Here is an 18,529-nt window from a genome sequence, read left to right as displayed (position 1 = left end):
CGCCGGCCTCCTCGGGGGAGGTGCCTGGCCGTTTGCGAGGTCCCTTGCTCCCCTCCGGTTCCGACCTCGGCCGCAGGCTCCACGATTACGGCCCCGGGCTCGTCGCCGCGGTGGCCTTCGCGGGGGCCGACATCTTCACCAAGCTGGCGCTGGCGGCCGGCACCGACGTGCTCACCATCGCGACGGTGCGGTCGCTGCTCGGGGTGGGGCTGACCGCCGCCTGGATCGCCCTCGGCCGGGCGCCGGTGCCGCTGACCGCGACCGAGCGGGGCGTCGCGTCCGCCGTCGGGGTGCTCTACGCCGGCATCATCTTCTGCGTGTTCAAGGCCATCGAGTTGCTGACCGTGCCGATGGCGATCCTCACCTATTTCAGCTACCCGCTGGTCACCGGCATCGCCGCGGCGCTGCTCGGGGTGGAGAAGCTCGGCTGGCGCGGGCTCGCCGCCGCCGCGGTGGCGTTCGCCGGGCTGGCGCTGACCATCGGGGCCAATCCGGGCGATGTGAGCCTCGCCGGCATCGCCTATGCGCTGGCCGGGGCGGCCTGCCGGGTCGCGGTCCTGCTTGTCAGCCGGGTCTGGCTGCTGCGCGCCGATGCGCGCCTGAGCACCTGGTACTCCGGCCTCGTCACCACGGCGCTGTTCTGCGTGGCGTCGCTCGTGCTTCAGCACTTCGTGCCGCCGGTCGGGCCCGTCGGCTGGCTGTGGGTGGTGCTGATCGGGGTCACCACCACGACCGGCGTCGCGGTGCTGTTCGTGTCGACGACGCGGATCGGGCCGTTCCTGACGGCGCTGACCATGAACCTGGAGCCACTGCTCGCCACCGTGCTCAGCGCGCTCTTCCTCGGCGAGCTGTTCACGCCCGTGCAGGCGCTCGGCGCGGCGGTGATGATCGCGTCGCTGTTCGCCTTCCAGCTCCGCCGGTGAGGGTGGTGCCGGCCTCACCTCTCCCCGCCGGCGGGGAGAGGTCGGATCGCGAAGCGATCCGGGTGAGGGGGCGTCGCCACTCGTCGAAGCGCCGAGTTCGCCGCAACGCTGCGGCCCCTCACCCGTCTCGCCTCTTCGAGGCGAGCCACCCTCTCCCCGCTCCGCGGGGCGAGGGACGGCGTGGCGCCGATTCGCCGGACACCAGGCTGTGCCTACCCCCAGCGCACGCCGTGGCGATCCAGGACCTCGCGGACGGCCTCGACCAGCCGGTCCTCGGCGACGGCGAACTGGGCCGGGCGGCTCTCGCGCCACTCCTGGTTCGACGCGATGGCGGCGGCCGCCTTGGCGCCCTCGATCAGATCCTTGATCTGCACCTGGCCGGCCGCCTTCTCGTCGGAGCCCTGGATGACGACGCACGGGCTCTTCCGCCGGTCCGCATATTTGAGCTGGTTGCCCATGTTCTTGGGGTTGCCGAGATAGAGCTCCGACCTGATCCCGGCGGCGCGCAGGCGCGCCACCATGGCCTGGTAGTCGGCGAGGCGAGCCCGGTCGAACACGGTGACCACCACCGGACCGGGCGCTGGCGTCGTGTCGATGCGGCCGATGAGCTGGAGCGCCGCCTGGAGCCGCGACACGCCGATGGAGAAGCCGGTCGCCGGCACCGGCTCGCCGCGGAAGCGCGAGACGAGCCCGTCGTAGCGCCCGCCGCCGCCGACCGAGCCGAACCGCACCGGGCGGCCCTTCTCGTCCTTGGTGTCGAGCAGAAGCTCCACCTCGAAGACCGGGCCGGTGTAGTATTCGAGGCCGCGGACGACGGAGCGATCGATCACGATGCGACCGTCGCCATAGCCGGCCGCCTTCACCAAGGTCTCGATGGCGGCCAGCTCGTCGATGCCGGCCTTCGCGGTCGCATTCTCGGCGAGCTGCGGATCGGCCTGGCCGGGCACGATCGAACTCACCACGGCCTCGATCGCCTCGGGGCCGAGCCCCGCGCCCTTGGTGAAATCGCCGCTCTCGTCCTTGCGGCCGTCGCCGAGAAGCTGGCGGACACCCTCGACGCCGAGCCGGTCGAGCTTGTCGATCGCCCGCAGCACCGTCAGGCGCCGGCCGGCGTTCTCCGGCCCGCCGAGCCCGATCGCCTCCAGCACGCCGTCGAGTACCTTGCGATTGTTGACCTTCACGACATACGAGCCGCGCGAAATTCCGAGCGCCTCCATGGTGTCGGCCGCCATCATGCAGATCTCGGCGTCGGCCGCCGGGGAGGCCGAGCCCACCGTGTCGGCGTCGAACTGCATGAACTGGCGGAAGCGGCCGGGGCCGGGCTTCTCGTTGCGGAACACCCAGCCGTAGCGATACGTCCGGTAGGGCAGGGCGATGTGCTGGAAATTCTCGGCGACGTGGCGGGCGAGCGGCGCGGTGAGGTCGTAGCGCAGGCTCAGCCACTGCTCGTCGTCGTCCTGAAACGAGAACACGCCCTCGTTGGGGCGGTCCTGGTCGGGCAGGAACTTGCCGAGCGCCTCGGTGTACTCGATCGCCGGGGTCTCGACCGGGTCGAAGCCGTAATGCTCGTAGACGGCCCGGATGGTGTCGATCATCCGCTGCGTCGCGGCGATGTCGCCGGGGCCGCGGTCGACGAGGCCGCGCGGCAGCCGCGCCTTGAGCTTGGTCTTCTTGTCGGTGGCCATGATCGAGTCCGGATCGGGAATGCACGGAAGGCCCGGCTCTCCGCCGCTCGTCCCCGCGACGGCGGGGACCCAGGGGCCACACGGCGCGGGGGCCTGGAGTCCCGCTTGCGCGGGACTGAGCGGAGAATAGGGCCGGCCGTCGATAGCCCACGGGGCCGCCCCCGGCAAGCCGTTCCGCCCCGCCGCGTTTCCGGCTACGGTCCGGCGCGAACCGGCCAGGCCCGGCACGGCCGCTGGTTTCACCCGAGGGTCGCCCGGACACCGCCCCTTGGAGATCGCCCAGGAGATCGCCCATGTCACAGGTGGAGCACACCGCCGCCGGGGTGCCGAACGACCTCGAACCCTACTGGATGCCGTTCACGGCCAACCGCGCCTTCAAGGCTGCGCCGCGCCTGATCGTCAGCGCCAAGGGCATGCGGCTCGGCACCGCCGACGGCCGCTCCGTGATCGACGCCATCGCCGGCATGTGGTGCTGCAACGCCGGCCACAACCGCGACCCGATCGTCGCCGCCATCCAGCGCCAGGCGGCCGAGCTCGACTATGTCACCGCGTTTCAGTTCGGCCACCCCGGCGCCTTCGAGCTGGCCGCCCGCATCGCGGCGCTCGCCCCCGGCGATCTCGACCACGTCTTCTTCTGCAACTCGGGCTCCGAGGCGGTCGACACCGCGCTGAAGATCGCGCTCGCTTTCCACGCCATCCGCGGCGAGGGCTCGCGCACCCGGCTGATCGGCCGCGAGCGCGGCTATCACGGCGTCGGCTTCGGCGGCATCTCGGTCGGCGGCATCGTGGCCAACCGCAAGCTGTTCGGCACGCTCTTGGCCGGCGTCGACCATCTGCCGACCACCTATAGCCGCGACCACCAGGCGTTCACCAAGGGCGAGCCGGAGTGGGGCGCGCATCTCGCCGACGAGCTGGAGCGCATCGTCGCCCTGCACGACGCCTCCACCATCGCGGCCGTCATCGTCGAGCCGATGGCGGGCTCCACCGGCGTGCTGCCGGCCCCCAAGGGCTATCTCCAGCGGCTGCGCGAGATCTGCGACCGCCACCGCCTGCTGCTGATCTTCGACGAGGTGATCACCGGCTTCGGCCGCCTCGGCCCCTGCTTCGCGGCGGAGCGCTACGGCGTCCAGCCCGACATGATCACCTTCGCCAAGGGGGTCACCTCCGGCACCGTGCCGATGGGCGGCGTCCTCGTCCGCAAGGGCCTCTACGACACCTTCATGCGGGGACCCGAGCACCTGGTGGAGCTGTTCCACGGCTACACCTACTCGGCCCATCCGCTCGCCTGCGCGGCCGGTCTCGCCACCCTCGACGTCTACCGCGACGAGGATCTGTTCGCGCGCGCCGCCGCGCTGGAGCCGGTGTTCGCCGATGCGGTGATGAGCCTGAAGGGCTTGCCCGGCGTCCTCGACATCCGCACCGTCGGGCTCGCCGCCGGCATCGATCTGGCGCCGCATCCGGACGGTCCGGGCAAGCGCGGCTTCGCCGCCATGAACGAGGCGTTCCACCGCCAGGACGCGGTGATCCGGCTCGCCGGCGACACCATCGCGCTGTCGCCGTCGCTGATCGTCACCGCGGACGAGATCGGCGAGATCGTCGACAAGGTGGCGCGAACCATCAGGGCGGTGGGATGAGTGTCTTTGTTCGTCGTGGCAAGACGCTGGCTCTCCCTCTCCCCGCGCGCGGGGAGAGGGTCGGGGTGAGGGGGCGCCGCCGTATCCACGTGACGGGGGGGGCCCGCCNCCCCCCCCCCCCCCCCCCCCCCCCCCCCCCCCCCCCCCCCCCCCCCCGCCGCCGTATCCACGTGACGCCCCCTCACCCGACATTCGCGCCTGCTGCGCGAATGTCGACCTCTCCCCGCTTGCGGGGAGAGGTCAGGAATGGCGTCGGCGTTTGGAGACTCACATGAGCAAGCGCAGTGTCCTCGGGCGGCTGGTCGACTTCGCCCGCCGCGAGCCCGGCGAGGTGCTCGCCATCGTGCTCGTGCTGCACGTCCTGATGTGGACCTTCCTGCCGGCGCTGCTCAACGCCAACCTTCAGCTCGACCTCGCCGAGGATCTGGCGCTCGGCAAGGAATGGCAGCTCGTCTACTGGAAGCATCCGCCGCTGCCGTGGTGGCTGGCCGCCGGACTCTACGAGCTCACGGGCGACGTGCGCAGCGTCTATCTGCTCGGCTCCCTGTCGGCGACCATCACGATGGCGGTGCTGTGGCGCCTCGGCCGCGACATCGTCGGGGCGTTCCCGGCGCTTCTCGCGGTGCTCGCCCTCGAAGGTCTGCACTTCCTCAACTTCTCGGCCGTCAAGTTCGCCCACGATCAGTGTCAGTTGCCGTTCTGGGCGCTGACGGCGCTGTTCTTCCACCGGGCGCTGACCCGCGAGAAGGTGCTCGACTGGGCCCTCGCGGGCGTGTTCCTGGCGCTGGCCTTCTGGTCGAAATACGCCGCTTTCGCGCTCGCCGCGACGCTCGGCCTGTTCCTCCTGGTCGATGCCGAGGCGCGGAAAGCCTGGCGGACGCCCGGTCCCTACGTCATGGCGCTCGCCTTCGCGGTGGTGATCGCGCCGAACGCCTGGGCCGTGGTCCAGAGTGATTTCCTGCCGTTCCGCTATGTCGACGCGCGGGCCAAGACCGCCGACCACTGGTGGCAGTTCATCGTCTTTCCGCTCCAGTGGGGACTCGGCCAGCTCCTCTTCCTGCTGCCGATGCTGGGGCTGCTGGCGCTGCTCTACCCGATTGCGCGCACGACGGCGGCGCCTCTCACGATCGGCGACGTCGATCCCAATGTGGTCCGCTCGGGGGCTCTCGATCGCCGCTATCTCGCCTGGATGGCGCTCGGACCGTTCGCGGTCACCACCGTGGTCGCCACCGTTCTCGGCCGGCTGCCGGTCGCCATGTGGGGCTACCCGCTGTGGGATCTGCTGCCGCTCGCCGTCCTGGCCTGGCGGGGCGCTCCTGCGGAGGAGCGGCGGCTGCGCTGGTTTGCCGGGGCCGCCATCACGGCTCTCTTCGCCATGCCGCTCGTCTATGTGGTGGTCGAGGAGGTCGAGCCCTATTGGCGCGACCGGCCGAAGGCGACCCAGTTCCCCGGCCGGCGGCTCGCCGAGATCGTCTCGCGCGACTTCTTCGAGAAGACCGGGCGGCCGCTCGCCTACGTGGCCGGCACCGAGTTCGCCGCCAACAATGTCGCGGTGTACGCGCCGACGCGGCCGCACGTCATCGTCCACGGCCGGCCCGAGCTGAGCCCGTGGATCGATATGGCCGACGTGCGCCGCCAGGGCCTGCTGCTGGTGTGGGAGGAGCACGGCCAGCCGCTGGTCGAGGGCTGGATGAAGACCTTCCCGGGCGCCACCGTGCGGGGCCGCATCACGCTGCCCCGCCAGGCCCGCGGCAAGGTCGCGCCGGTGCGGCTGCAATACGCCATCGTGCCGCCCGAGGGGGCGCCGCTGATCATCCTGCCGCCGGCCGCGATGCCGCCCGCCGGGGCGTCGCCACCCGCGTCGCCACCGCCCGCGCCGCCACCGCCCGCACCGTCGCGGCCGGACGCCCCGCCGCCCGGGTGATCACCGCGCCGGTCAGGCGGCGCGCGCCCCGAAGCCGGCCGCCTCGATGGCGGCGACGAGCGTCGCCGCCGTCGCCGAGGTGGCCGCCTCGACCCGGCCGCTGCCGAGATCGATGGTCACCTGCGCCTGCGGGTCCTGCGTCCTGATGATGCGCTCGACCGCCCTGACGCAGCCGTCGCAGGTCATGCCGGTGACGTCGAGTTTGACCATGGGCTCCAGCCTTTCGCTCGGGTAGGGTAGCGTCGTTCGGGGGCAGGGGAGTCGTGCCGGAGTGCGGCGCCGATGTCCACCCTCGCGGGCCTGGTTCGGCGGCGGAGCGCTTGCGCCCCCTGCCGGGGTTGTCGAGAGTGGGGCGGAGCGGCGAATCACCCCGATGTTCCGCCACCTTTTCCGGTCCCGGAGCTGCGCATGGCCCGCCTCGGTGCGTTCTTCGTCGGCCTCTGCATGGCGTTGATCGCCGGCTCGCTCGGCGTCCTGATGTACCTGTATGCCGGCACGTCCGGGGCCGAATCGGCAGTCGTGTCGCTGGTCGCCCTCACGGGCCTCGCCGTCTACAACGCCGTCGCCCTGCGCCAGAGCGCCAGCAGCGGCCCGGTGGCCGACCTGTCGCGCGGCACCGCCGATCTCGCCCGCCAGGTGATGGATCTGGGACGCCGCGTCGCCATCATGGAGAGCCGGCTGGACGGCGTGCTCGACCGGGTGGGGGAGGCCGCGAAGCCGCTGTCCGACGAGATCGGCGAGCTCGGCAGCCTGCTCACCCAGCTCGCCGAGACGGTGGCGACCCACGACACGCTGTTGCGCTCCGGCGCGCCCGGCAGCCCCTATGCGACACCGCACGCGCCCGCCCGCCCGGCGGAGCCGCCAGCCGCCCCGGTCGTCGTGGCGCATCCCTCGGCGGCGATCGCGCCCGCAGTGCCCCCGACTGCCGCCGTGACGGCCCCGACCGTGGCGGTGGCGCCGGCGCCCGTCGCTGCGCCGGCCGCCCCGCTCGTCGCGCCCGCCGCGCCGGTGCTCGATCCGCCCCCCACCGGGGCGCTCGCCGGCCTGAGCCGCGAGGCCGCCGCGGCGGTGGTGCGTGACGCCGTCGAGGCCGGCCGCATCGATCTCCTGCTCCAGCCGGTGGTGATGCTGCCGCAGCGCAAGGTTCGTTACTACGAGGCGGTGGCGCGGCTGCGCGCCCCGGACGGCACCGTGCTGACCCCGGCCGACTTCCTGCCGGTGGCCGAGGCGAGCGGCCTGATCGCCCGGCTCGACAACGCCATGCTGTTCCGCTGTGTCCAGGTGGTGCGGCGGCTGATCGGCAAGAACCGCGACATCGGGCTGTTCTGCAACATCTCGGCCGCGACCCTGGCGGACCCCGAGTTCTTTCCGCAGTTCAGCGAGTTCGCCGAGGCCAACCGGGCGCTGGCGCCGGCCTTCGTGTTCGAGATGCGGCAGGCCGCCTATCGGGGGCTCGGTCCGATCGAGAGCGAGAGCCTGGCGGCGTTGGCCGACCGCGGCTTCCGCTTCTCGCTCGACCATGTCGGCGACATGCGGTTCGAGCCGCGCGACCTCGCCGACCGCGGCTTCCGCTTCGTCAAGGTGTCGGCGGCACTGCTGCTCGCCCGCACGGCGGCGCCGGCGACCGACATCCACCCGGCCGACCTCGCCGGTCTGCTCGGCCGCTACGGGATCGAGCTGATCGCCGAGCGGATCGAGACCGAGGCCACCGTGGTCGATCTGCTCGACTACGAGGTCAAGCTCGGCCAGGGCTTCCTGTTCTCGCCGCCGCGGCCGGTGCGGCCCGAGGTGCTGCAAGGCGGACCCGACCGCATCGGCGATCTCGCCGGCGCTCTGGAGGTCCGGCCCACGGGTGCCTCCGGCGCAGCGGCGCCGGGGGCGCTCGCCGCCGCCCCGGGGATCGGGATTCAGGCTGCCGGGATTCAGGCGGCCGCGACGCAGGCGGCCGCGCGGCCGCCAGTGCCGGCGCCGGCGCCTGCCGGCACCGCGGTGGTCCGCCCGGCCGAGCGCCGCCCCGCCGCCCCCGAGGCGGCTCAGGCGGCGGCCGGTCAGGCCCGCGATCCCGGCACCGTGCTGGCCCAGATCGCCCGCGGCATGCTGGCCCGCAAATAGGCGGGCGGTCCGCAAATGATACTGTTCCCGGGTGATCGGTTCACCGTCATTCCGGGGCGCGGCCCCGGATCGGCGAGTCGCGCCGTCCGGGCGCCGCGAACCCGGAACCCAGCCAAACACGTCGTCCCGCGGCAGACTTTTGACTCTCGGCTGGATTCCGGACAGCCGCTTCGCGGCTCCGGAATGACCGCCGAATTGAACAGCCGGATTCGTATGATGCGTGAGCCGGCGCTCTTGCGTGCCGCGCGCGCCGGGCGGTCGTCACTTCCGCAGCAGCGCCGGCTTGGCGGCCGGAGCCGGGGTCCACAACGGGACGCTCCAGTTGGTCATCGCCTGCCAGCCGCTGCCGGTGCTGCGCGCATAGGCGTCGGCGGTGACGATCAGGTTCAGCTTCATGGGGCCGAAGTCGTAACCGAACAGCGCCCCGAGGGCGACCTGCTTGGAGCGGCGGTCGCCGATCGGATCGAAGGGCGGCGTCGTGTACAGCCCGAGCGGATCGGTGTCGCCGGTGGTCTGGAGCATCACGGCCGCCACCGGGCCGACCTCGAACTTGCCGATCTTCCGGGTCAGCGTGACGTCGGCATAGAAGACATCGCCCGACGTGTACTCCGAGCGGCGGTTCTTGGTGTTGATCTCGTAGTAGAAATTCGCCGTGAAATTGTAGCTCGATCCGAGATGCGTGACCGCCCAGCGCGGCTGGAAGGTCCAGAAGTCGAGGCCCGGGCCGCCGGTGCCGGCGGTCGGTGGCAGCACCGCGAGCGCGTCGGTCACCGTCCCGGTCGGGGCGTAGAAGCCGAAGCCGACCGAGGTGAACCAGCCGTTGCCCAGCGTCCAGGACAGGTTGATGGGTGACACGAAGGTGTTGTGCAGGCCCAGCTCGTCGCGGATCAGCGTGTCGGTCGGCCGCAGCTCGGCGGTGTTCCAGACGAAGGGCTGCGCCACATAGGCGTTGAAGGCGGCGCCGAAGAGCTGCCAGCCGGGCACCCACATGACGATGGCGGTCTTGCTGACGGTGGTATCGTGGATGCCGGAGTTCTTGCCGTTCCGGTCGACGATGTTCACGTCGTAGTAGAACGTGTTGAGGTTGAGGTAGAGGCCGGGCGGCGGCGAGGCGCCGGCCGGCACCCCGAGGGTGATGCCGGTACGGGTCGCCTCGTGGACTCCCGGCTCGTAGGCGGCGGCGCTGCCCGCCAGCCCGGCCGCGACCCCGATTCCGATCAGCAAGGATTTGGGTTTCAACATCTCGTTCTCCTGGGCGCCCGCGTCCCGGCAATTGGGGCGCGACGATCGGTGCGTGGCCGATCGCGATCATCCTATATCCTGGCACCTGCAATCGGAGCGCGGCCTGGGCGATGGCCCTACCAAAACGGGTAAGGTGTGCTCGGAACAACACACTCGGGCTGCGCAGCGTCGCCGGCGGCCTATGACGGGCGGGCTGTCTCGTCACCGCCCAAACGAGGGTCCCCCTTCGCCGGAAAATGCTTTAGACCGCCCCCCATGAGCATCCCGTTCCCTCCCGTCATCGATCATTTCGCCCCGCTCGCCACCCGTTACGACGTCGCCTTCTGCGACGTGTGGGGGGTGATCCACAACGGCATCGCGCATTTTCCGGAGGCCTGCGAGGCGCTGCGGCGCTTCCGCGCCGGCGGCGGTAGCGTCGTGCTGCTGACCAATGCGCCCCGCGACGGTGCCGTGGTGGAATCGTTTCTCGACACCCTGAAGGTGCCGCGCGACGCCTGGGACGTGATCGTCACCTCCGGCGACGTCGCCCGCGCCGAGATCGAGGCGCGCCGGGACCAGCCCGTGCTGCACATCGGGCCGGAGCGCGACAGCTCGATGTTCGACCACCTGGCGGTGCGCTTCGCCGATGTGGATGGGGCCGGCTACGCGGTGTGCTCCGGCCTCTACGACGACGAGACCGAGACCCCGGACGATTACCGCGACCTGATGGCCGCCATGCGGGCGCGCGATCTGTTCATGATCTGCGCCAATCCGGACCGCGTGGTCGAGCGCGGCGACCGGCTGGTCTACTGCGCCGGAGCCGTCGCGGATCTGTACGAGAGCATGGGCGGCGCGGTGCTGTTCTCGGGCAAGCCGTATCGGCCGATCTATCAGCGGGCGCTCGCCCGCGCGGCAGCACTACGGGGCGCTCCGGTGGGGCTCGACCGGGTGGTGGCGATCGGCGATTCGGTGCGCACCGACCTGCGCGGCGCCACCGGCTTCGGCATCGACTGCCTGTTCGTCACCGCCGGCATCCACGCCGAGGAGCTGGGCGGCCGCGAGACCATCGACCACGGCGCGCTCGCCGCCATCTTCAGCGAGGCCGGGGTGCTGCCCGCCGTGGTGACCCGCCGCCTCGCCTGGTGACGGCGAGCGGGGCGGCGTCCGCCTCCCGACGCCGCCGCCGGAGCGCCAACGCCCATGGCCGGGACGAGCCCGGCCATCATGATGTCCGACGAAACTTGGTCCGGGCGACGCATTCTCGGCGGCGAGCCGGAGCCCGCGCCCCGCCGGAGAATGCCTCCGACCCGCTACTTGAACAGCGCGTCGATCGACGACTGGTTGCTGCACTCGGGCTGCTTGGCCGGGGTCGGCTTCGAGAACAGGTCGTCGACCGTGTTCTGGTCGATGCCCTCGCCGTCGAGCTGCGGCCCGTTGAGCAGCAGGCGCTCCCTGCGCTCGGCCGCCTTGCGCTCGTCGTCGCTGACGAAGGCGGCGCCCTTCGAGCTGCCGACCGCGCTGGCGAAGCGCGTCACCCGCGTCTCGATGTGTTGCAGCGTCTCGATGACCTTGGCGATGCGCTGCCCGGTAATGTCCTGGAACGAGCAGGCCTCGAAGATCACCACCATCTTCTCCTGCACCAGCGCCTGATAGGCCGCGATATCGCTCGCATCGGCCGCCATCAGCGTCTCGGCGCATTCCATGATGGTGTTGGTGGCGCCCTCGGTCGCCTTGACGATGGCGCCCAGCTCCTGCCCGGCGGCCGGGATGCGGTTCTTCTTCAGCTCGTCGGCCTGGAGCGCGCCGATCTCGCCGCGCATCCGCTCGATGTAGCCGGCGATCTCGCGCATCTCGCGGTAGACCGCGGTGTCCATCGTCTCGAAGAACACCTGCAAGGATTGCGCGGTGATCTCCGCCAGCGACAGCACATCGGCCAGCGACACGTCCTCGCGCCGCTTGTCGTGCAGGCACTCGATCAAGCTTTCGAGCTGCTGCGTTTTGACCCTCGCCATGGCGAGTCTGCTCCCATGCGGCCGGCGCGGATCGTCACCGCCACCGGCAGTCCCCCTCAATCGCCGAACACCGCCTGGATCTTGCTCTGCAAGGTCTGGGCGTTGAAGGGCTTGACGATGTAGTTGTTCACGCCGGCCTTCTTGGCCGCGATGACGTTCTCGGTCTTCGACTCGGCCGTCACCATGATGAACGGGGTCTTCGACAGGCCGGGATCGGCGCGGACCTCCTTGAGGAGCTCGTAGCCCGTCATCGGCTCCATGTTCCAATCGGAGATCACCAGCCCGTAACGCTTCTCGCGCATCTTGCCGAGCGCGGCCGAGCCGTCGGCGGCGTCGTCGATGTCCTCGAAACCGATCTGCTTGAGCAGATTGCGAATGATCCGGATCATCGTGTTGTAGTCGTCCACGACGAGCACCGGCATCGAAAGGTCGACAGCCATGTCCTCTCTCCGTTACGCATAAAACCGGGTGCGCGCGGTGTCCTGACGCTGTTGTGCAGTGATGTGGACAGGTCCCACCGCCCGAGATACACCCAGGTCTCTCCCCACTGGATCGACGGTACCAGCGCCCCTTGAACATCCGGTTAATCGAGCCTGTTCGGAACCCCCCGAAAACCATCGGAAGGGATTTGGCGGAATCGAAAAGAGGTAAGTTTCGTCGTGATTTAGAAGCGACCGTCGAGAACCGTTAACCGCAGAATCCGAACCTGCCGGAGACCGTTTCCGACCCGCTGTCCGAGTGCCGTTTCCGCCCGCCGGAGGCGCGCCGGCCGCCGCTCGCCGCGACCGTCCGCCCTCGGTTCTTCGACGCCTGTCCGCAACCCGTGACCGTGCCGCTGCCATGACCGACATCTCCTATCCCGCGACGTCGTTCCGGATCGTCCGCGACCGCCTCGGCGAGCCGGCGCCCGACGCCCTCGCCGGCGCCGTGGTGGCGCTCGGCAATTTCGACGGCGTACATCGCGGTCACCGCGCCGTCATCGCGGCCGCCCAGGCGCGCGCCCACGCGCTCGGCCGCCCGGCCGCCGCGATGACCTTCGAGCCGCATCCGCGCGCCGTCTTCGATCCCGAGACGCCGGAGTTCCGGCTGTCGAGCCTCGACGGCAAGGTGCGGCTGCTCGCCGCCACCGGGCTCGACGGGGCGATCGTGATGGGCTTCGACAAGGCGCTGGCCTCGCTCTCGGCGGCCGACTTCGTCGCCAAGATCCTGGTCGAGCGCTACAAGGTCGCCGGGGTGGCGGCCGGCTTCGACTTTCAGTTCGGCAAGAATCGCGCCGGCACCACCGAGTTTCTGACCAAGGAGGGTGGCCGCCTCGGCTTCACGGTCGATATCGCGCCGCCCCTGCTCGATGCCGGCGAGCGGGTGTCGTCCGGCGCGGTGCGCTCGGCGTTGACGCGCGGCGAGGTCGAGCACGCCTGGCGGCTGCTCGGCTATCCCTGGTTCCAGAGCGGCATCGTGGTGCATGGCGCCAGCCGAGGCCGCGATCTCGGCTATCCGACCGCCAACATCCAGCTCGATCCCAACTGCAAGCTGCGCCACGGCGTCTATGCGGTGCGGGTCGGGGTCGACGGCCGCCGCTACGACGGCGTCGCCAATTTCGGCCGCCGTCCGATGTTCGACACCGGGGTGGTGCTGCTCGAAGCGTTCCTGTTCGATTTCAAGGGCGATCTCTACGGCAAGACGCTGGACGTCGCCTTCTATGCGTTCCTGCGCCCGGAGCTGAAGTTCCGCTCGACCGCCGACCTGGTGGATCGAATGAACGAGGATTCGAAGACCGCCCGCCAGATCCTCGCCGGTGCCGGCAACGCCTTCCCGCAGCTCGCCGACGTGGGCGTCCTGAAGCAGGGATAGGGCGACCGCTCTTTGAACCTCTCCCCGCTGCGGGGAGCCGGGTGAGGGGGCGCGGCCCCTCGACTCACGAAGCGCCCCTCACCCCGACCCTCTCCCCGCAGGCGGGGAGAGGGAGGGCTACCGCGGGGCGATGAGCGAAGGGAGGGAGGGCCGCCGGGCGATCGGGTGGTCCAGCCTTTGGGCGTCTGTCGGTGCTCACCTCTCCCCGCTGGCGGGGAGAGGTCGGCGAGACGCGGAGCGGCGAGCCGGGTGAGGGGGCGCGGCTCCCCGACTCACGAAGCGCCCCTCACCCCGACCGCGACCGCGCCGCGGCGCGTCCGGGACACGGATGCCGAAGGTCCGGGCAGGCCCGGGCGGTCCTTTGCCCTTCCCGGAGCGGCGACGCCTTGTTAGAACGGCGCGCCATGACCGACGCCTCGACCTCGACCCGCGACTACTCGAAAACCCTGTTCCTGCCGGTGACCGATTTCCCCATGCGGGCCGGTCTGCCCCAGAAGGAGCCGGAGATCCTCGCCCGCTGGGAGGCGCTCGACCTCTACGGCCGGTTGCGCCGCGCCGCCGCGGGCCGGCCCCGCTTCGTCCTGCACGACGGGCCGCCCTACGCCAACGGCCACATCCACATCGGCCACGCGCTCAACAAGGTGCTCAAGGACCTGGTGACGCGCTCGCAGCAGATGCTCGGCTTCGACTCCAACTACGTGCCGGGCTGGGACTGCCACGGCCTGCCGATCGAGTGGAAGATCGAGGAGGAGCACTACCGCAAGAAGGGCAAGGCCAAGCCGGATCTCTCCGACCCCGCCGCCATGGTGGCGTTCCGCCAGGAGTGCCGCGCCTATGCGGAGCACTGGCTGGACGTGCAGCGCGAGGAGTTCAAGCGCCTCGGCGCGGTCGGCGACTGGGCCAATCCCTACACCACCATGACGTTCGCGGCCGAGGCGCAGATCGCCCGCGAGATCATGAAGTTCGCCGACAACGGCACGCTCTATCGCGGCAGTAAGCCGGTGATGTGGTCGGTGGTCGAGAAGACCGCGCTGGCCGAGGCCGAGGTCGAGTACGAGGACTACACGTCCGATACCGTGTGGGTGAAGTTCCCGGTTGCCTCTCCCCGCCCGGCGGGGGGAGGTGAGTTCGACGGCGCCGCCGTCGTCATCTGGACCACCACCCCGTGGACGCTGCCGGGCAACCGCGCCATCAGCTATGCGCACCGGATCGCCTATGGCCTCTATCGCGTCGTCGACGCCCCGGCCGACAACTGGGCGAAGCCCGGCGATCTGCTGATCCTCGCCGACAATCTCGCCGCCGACGTGTTCGAGAAGGCCCGCGTCGCCGCCTATGAGAAGGTGCGGACGGTGCCGGCCGATGTGTTGGCGGATCTCGTCTGCGATCATCCGCTGAAGGCGATGGGCTACGACTTCGCGGTGCCGCTGCTCGACGGCGAGCATGTCGACGACAGCACCGGCACCGGCTTCGTCCACACCGCGCCCGGCCACGGCCGCGAGGACTTCGACATCTGGATGGCGAACGCTCGCGGGCTGGAGCAGCGCGGCATCTCGTCGAAGATCCCCTACACGGTCGATGCCGACGGCCGCTTCACCGAGGACGCGCCGGGCTTCACGGGCCGCCGCGTCATCACCGACAAGGGCGAGAAGGGCGACGCCAACGAGACGGTGATCAAGGCACTGGTGGACGCCGGCATGCTGGTGGCGCGCGGAAAACTCAAGCACCAGTATCCGCACTCGTGGCGGTCCAAGAAGCCGGTGATCTTCCGCAACACGCCGCAATGGTTCATCGCCATGGACCGCGACATCGCGGCGTCGGCCTCCTCTGCACCTCTCCCCGCCGGGGAGAGGTCGGGGCCCGCGCAAACGGCGCGGGCACCGGGTGAGGGGGTGCGCGCCGTCGCGAGGGGGGCTCCTGCGACGACTGGGACNCCCCCCCCCCCCCCCCCCCCCCCCCCCCCCCCCCCCCCCCCCCCCGCCCACCTCTCGACGGCGCGAACCCCCTCACCCGACGCCTGCGGCGTCGACCTCTCCCCCCTGGGGAGAGGTGAAGGAAGCGGCCCCCGGCGACACGCTGCGCGCCCGCGCCTTGAAGGCCATCGCGGCGACCCGCTGGGTGCCGCCGCAGGGCCGCAACCGCATCACCGGCATGATCGAGAGCCGGCCCGACTGGGTGATCTCGCGCCAGCGCGCCTGGGGCGTGCCGATCACCGTGTTCGTGCGCGAGAAGGGCCACGGCGAGGTCGAGATCCTGCGTGACGCGGCGGTCGATGCCCGCATCGTCGCGGCCTTCGAGCAGGAAGGCGCCGACGCCTGGTACGCCGCGGGAGCGCGCGAGCGCTTCCTCGGCGAGCGGGCCGCCGAAGGCTGGCAGAAGGTCGACGACATTCTCGATGTCTGGTTCGACAGCGGCTCCACCCACGCCTTCGTGCTGGAGGACCCGAAGAGCTTCCCGAGCCTCGCCGGCATTCGCCGCAAGGTCGACGGCGGCCGCGACCAGGTGATGTATCTCGAAGGCTCCGACCAGCACCGCGGCTGGTTCCACTCGTCGCTGCTGGAGTCGTGCGGCACCCGTGGCCGCGCCCCCTTCGACGTCGTCGTCACCCACGGCTTCACGCTCGACGAGCAGGGCCGCAAGATGTCGAAGTCGCTCGGCAACACGGTGGCGCCGCAGGATCTGATCAAGCAGCACGGCGCCGATATCGTGCGGCTGTGGGTGGGCTCCTGCGACTACTGGGACGACCAGCGCATCGGCCCCGAGATCATCAAGACCACGGTCGACACCTATCGCAAGCTGCGCAACACCATCCGCTGGATGCTCGGCAACCTCGCCCACATCCGCGCGGAGGATCGCGTCAAGATCGAGCGGATGCCGCTGCTCGAACGCTACATGCTGCACCGGCTGGCGGAGCTCGACGCCACGGTGCGCGACGCCTACGCCAACTACGACTACAAGCGCATCTTCGCGGTCCTGAGCCAGTTCATGACCGTGGACCTGTCGGCGTTCTACTTCGACATCCGCAAGGACGCGCTGTACTGCGATCCGATCTCGTCGGTGACCCGCAAGGCGTGCCTCACCGTCCTCGACCACATCTTCCGCTGCACCGTGACATGGCTGGCTCCGATCCTCTGCTTCACGGCCGAGGAGGCGTGGCTCGCACGCTATCCCGGGCTCGACGGCTCGGTGCATCTCGAGACCTTCCCGGACGTGCCGGCGACGTGGCGCAACGAGGGACTGGCCGAGACCTGGCGCAAGGCGCGCGCGGTGCGCCGCGTCGTCACCGGGGCGCTGGAGCTGGAGCGCGCCGCCAAGCACATCGGCTCGTCGCTGGAGGCCGATCCGCTGGTCTATGTGGCGGACGACGATCTCTTCCGTGCCGTGGTGGATCTCGATCTCGCCGAGATCTGCATCACCTCGGGGGCGTCGCTGATCGAAGGCGAGGGACCGGACGATGCCTTCCGGCTGCCGGAGGTGCCCGGTGTCGCCGTGCTGCCGCGCCGGGCCGAGGGCCGCAAATGCGCGCGCTCGTGGAAGATCTCGCCGATGGTCGGCACCGATCCGGAGTATCCCGACGTGACCCCGCGCGACGCCCAGGCGCTGCGCGAGCTCGACGCCATCGCGCCGGCGGCGGAATGAGCCGTTCGAGCCCGCGCACGACGGTGCGGAGCCGGTTCCCATGACGGTCCGGCTGTCCCGCTTCATCCGGCCCGGGCTTGTTGCCGTGGTGGCCACTGTGGCGCTCGATCAGGCCGCCAAGCTGTGGCTGCTCTACGGCTTCGATCTGCCGGCGCGGGCGCCACTGCGGCTGCTGCCGGTGCTCGATTTGGTCGTGGTGTGGAACACCGGCATCAGCTACGGGCTGTTCCCGCAGTCCGGGCCGCTCGGCCAATGGGCGCTGCTCGGCGTCAAGGTGGCGGCGGTGGCGCTGCTGGGGGTGTGGCTGGCGCGAGCCGAGACGCGGGCGACCGCGCTCGCTCTCGGCCTCATCATCGGCGGTGCGATCGGCAATGCCATCGACCGCGCGAGCTTCGGGGCGGTGTTCGATTTCGTGCTTCTGCACCTCACCACTGCGACCTGGACGGTCCGCTGGTATGTCTTCAATCTCGCCGACGTGGCGATCGTGGCGGGCGTCCTTGTGCTGCTCTACGAGGCGCTGTGGGGCGCCCCGGACGCCGCAAAAGCGCCCTGATCCCGGATATACAAGAAGGCTGGTCGTCATCCGGGGTCCACAACCTGGAGGCGGCTCGGCATGGGGGAACGAAATGCGAGCTTTCCTGACGCGCGCTCTCGCGCACCAGCCGCTCACGCGCCTGCCGGTCGCGCGTCGCCTGCCGACGCGCAAGGCCGCGCTGCGGATGGTGCTCTCCGGCGCCCTGTCGATGCTGCTGCTGATCGGCAGCGGCGGCGACCGGGTGCGCGCCGAAGAGGACGACGAGCTGCCGGACGTCAAGATGTTCCGCAGCATCATGCGGGGGCTCGGACTGAGGAAGCCCGGCGAGGAGAATCACATCGAGTATCGGGAGCGGTCGCCCCTGGTGGTGCCGCCGAGCCGCGACCTGCCGCCGCCCGAAACCGCCTCGGTGGTGGAGCGGAACCCGGCCTGGCCCGAGGACACCGACGTCAAGCGCCGTCGCGAGGCGAAGCAGAACGCCCGCAAGTCGATCGACTGGGAGGACGAGGCGCGCTCGCTGTCGCCGCGCGAGCTGAACCGGCAGGGCGCCTCGCGCACCGCCGCGGCCCCCGCGGCCGGCCAGAAGCCGACCGAGGAGGCGATCAATCCGGTGAAGCCGTCCGAGCTCGGCTATGGCGGCGGCCTGTTCAGCTGGCGCTCGCTGATGGGGGCCGAGCCCAAGGAGGAGTACGGCTCCTTCGACAAGGAGCCGCGCCGCACCGATCTCACCCAGCCGCCACCCGGCTACCTGACGCCGTCGCCGAACCAGCCCTACGGGGTCGGCAAGTCCACCGAGCGGGCCAAGCCGGCGAACCCCATGGACGCCGCGGTCGGCAGCGCCGAGACCCGCTGAGCGGCGCCGCACCTCGTCACACGCAAGGCGCGCACGGCCCCGGGTCGTGCGCGTTTGCGTTTCGGGCATTCGGTTTCGGCCGCTACCTGACCGATTTGTCATTTGAGCCGCGCCGGCATTTCCCCGAACACTGCCGGCGGGTT

The 18,529-nt window shown here is 70.7% G+C and carries 13 protein-coding genes and 2 pseudogenes; 10 read left to right on the top strand and 5 right to left on the bottom strand.

Annotation, left to right across the window (positions count from 1 at the left end; all coding sequences use genetic code 11):
- The first annotated feature begins 44 nt into the window (after positions 1-44).
- On the top strand, positions 45-923 hold the full coding sequence (locus tag ACFQUV_RS00830; protein ID WP_165364150.1) for a DMT family transporter: 879 nt from the start codon (positions 45-47) through the stop codon (positions 921-923).
- Between the two features lie 212 nt (positions 924-1,135).
- On the opposite strand, the gene hisS is transcribed toward ACFQUV_RS00830, so the two are convergent.
- A complete protein-coding gene (gene hisS, locus ACFQUV_RS00825; RefSeq protein ID WP_371851736.1) occupies positions 1,136-2,518 on the bottom strand; it encodes a histidine--tRNA ligase in 1,383 nt (460 codons plus the stop codon).
- Positions 2,519-2,901: 383 nt separating this feature from the next.
- Here hisS and ACFQUV_RS00820 point away from each other — a divergent pair, with 383 nt between their 5' ends.
- Both ACFQUV_RS00820 and ACFQUV_RS00815 read left to right on the top strand, forming a co-directional pair.
- Positions 2,902-4,242, top strand: a complete 1,341-nt coding sequence (locus ACFQUV_RS00820) for an aspartate aminotransferase family protein (protein WP_129611012.1) — start codon at positions 2,902-2,904, stop codon at positions 4,240-4,242.
- Positions 4,243-4,513: 271 nt separating this feature from the next.
- Positions 4,514-6,166, top strand: coding sequence for a glycosyltransferase family 39 protein (locus ACFQUV_RS00815; RefSeq protein ID WP_129611011.1), 1,653 nt, complete (start codon positions 4,514-4,516; stop codon positions 6,164-6,166).
- Between the two features lie 12 nt (positions 6,167-6,178).
- Here the strand turns inward: ACFQUV_RS00815 and ACFQUV_RS00810 are convergent, their stop codons facing one another.
- Positions 6,179-6,376, bottom strand: a complete 198-nt coding sequence (locus tag ACFQUV_RS00810) for a heavy-metal-associated domain-containing protein (protein WP_129611010.1) — start codon at positions 6,374-6,376, stop codon at positions 6,179-6,181.
- A 198-nt stretch (positions 6,377-6,574) separates the two neighbouring features.
- Between ACFQUV_RS00810 and ACFQUV_RS00805 the strand changes: the two genes are divergently transcribed.
- Positions 6,575-8,278: an EAL domain-containing protein gene (locus ACFQUV_RS00805; RefSeq protein ID WP_129611009.1), complete on the top strand. Its 1,704-nt coding sequence runs from the start codon at positions 6,575-6,577 to the stop codon at positions 8,276-8,278.
- Between the two features lie 261 nt (positions 8,279-8,539).
- Here the strand turns inward: ACFQUV_RS00805 and ACFQUV_RS00800 are convergent, their stop codons facing one another.
- Positions 8,540-9,520: a transporter gene (locus tag ACFQUV_RS00800; RefSeq protein ID WP_129611008.1), complete on the bottom strand. Its 981-nt coding sequence runs from the start codon at positions 9,518-9,520 to the stop codon at positions 8,540-8,542.
- A 255-nt stretch (positions 9,521-9,775) separates the two neighbouring features.
- On the opposite strand from ACFQUV_RS00800, the gene ACFQUV_RS00795 reads away from it, so the two are divergent.
- Positions 9,776-10,645 carry a TIGR01459 family HAD-type hydrolase gene (locus tag ACFQUV_RS00795; RefSeq protein ID WP_129611007.1) on the top strand — a complete coding sequence of 290 codons (870 nt, stop codon included), beginning with the start codon at positions 9,776-9,778 and terminating at the stop codon, positions 10,643-10,645.
- A 164-nt stretch (positions 10,646-10,809) separates the two neighbouring features.
- On the opposite strand, the gene ACFQUV_RS00790 is transcribed toward ACFQUV_RS00795, so the two are convergent.
- Both ACFQUV_RS00790 and ACFQUV_RS00785 read right to left on the bottom strand, forming a co-directional pair.
- Positions 10,810-11,511: a protein phosphatase CheZ gene (locus ACFQUV_RS00790; protein ID WP_111387761.1), complete on the bottom strand. Its 702-nt coding sequence runs from the start codon at positions 11,509-11,511 to the stop codon at positions 10,810-10,812.
- A gap of 56 nt (positions 11,512-11,567) precedes the next feature.
- Positions 11,568-11,951 carry a response regulator gene (locus tag ACFQUV_RS00785; RefSeq protein ID WP_129611006.1) on the bottom strand — a complete coding sequence of 128 codons (384 nt, stop codon included), beginning with the start codon at positions 11,949-11,951 and terminating at the stop codon, positions 11,568-11,570.
- A gap of 400 nt (positions 11,952-12,351) precedes the next feature.
- Here ACFQUV_RS00785 and ACFQUV_RS00780 point away from each other — a divergent pair, with 400 nt between their 5' ends.
- From ACFQUV_RS00780 to ACFQUV_RS00760, 5 genes and pseudogenes are all read left to right on the top strand, one after another.
- Complete coding sequence (locus tag ACFQUV_RS00780) at positions 12,352-13,362, top strand: bifunctional riboflavin kinase/FAD synthetase (protein ID WP_129611005.1); 1,011 nt, start codon at positions 12,352-12,354, stop codon at positions 13,360-13,362.
- A gap of 404 nt (positions 13,363-13,766) precedes the next feature.
- A pseudogene (locus ACFQUV_RS00775) lies at positions 13,767-15,292 on the top strand (class I tRNA ligase family protein); the annotation flags it as partial.
- A gap of 1 nt (position 15,293) precedes the next feature.
- Positions 15,294-16,998, top strand: a pseudogene (locus tag ACFQUV_RS00770) (class I tRNA ligase family protein); the annotation flags it as partial.
- Positions 16,999-17,038: 40 nt separating this feature from the next.
- Positions 17,039-17,551 (top strand): signal peptidase II, encoded by a 513-nt coding sequence (gene lspA / locus ACFQUV_RS00765; protein ID WP_129610432.1) that lies wholly within the window; start codon positions 17,039-17,041, stop codon positions 17,549-17,551.
- Between the two features lie 73 nt (positions 17,552-17,624).
- Positions 17,625-18,386 (top strand): hypothetical protein, encoded by a 762-nt coding sequence (locus ACFQUV_RS00760; RefSeq protein WP_129610434.1) that lies wholly within the window; start codon positions 17,625-17,627, stop codon positions 18,384-18,386.
- Positions 18,387-18,529: the final 143 nt, after the last annotated feature.

Origin of the sequence: Rhodoplanes sp. P11 (genome assembly GCF_964266735.1) — a bacterium.
Lineage (GTDB): Bacteria > Pseudomonadota > Alphaproteobacteria > Rhizobiales > Xanthobacteraceae > Rhodoplanes > Rhodoplanes serenus.
This window is presented reverse-complemented; position numbering and strand designations above follow the sequence as displayed.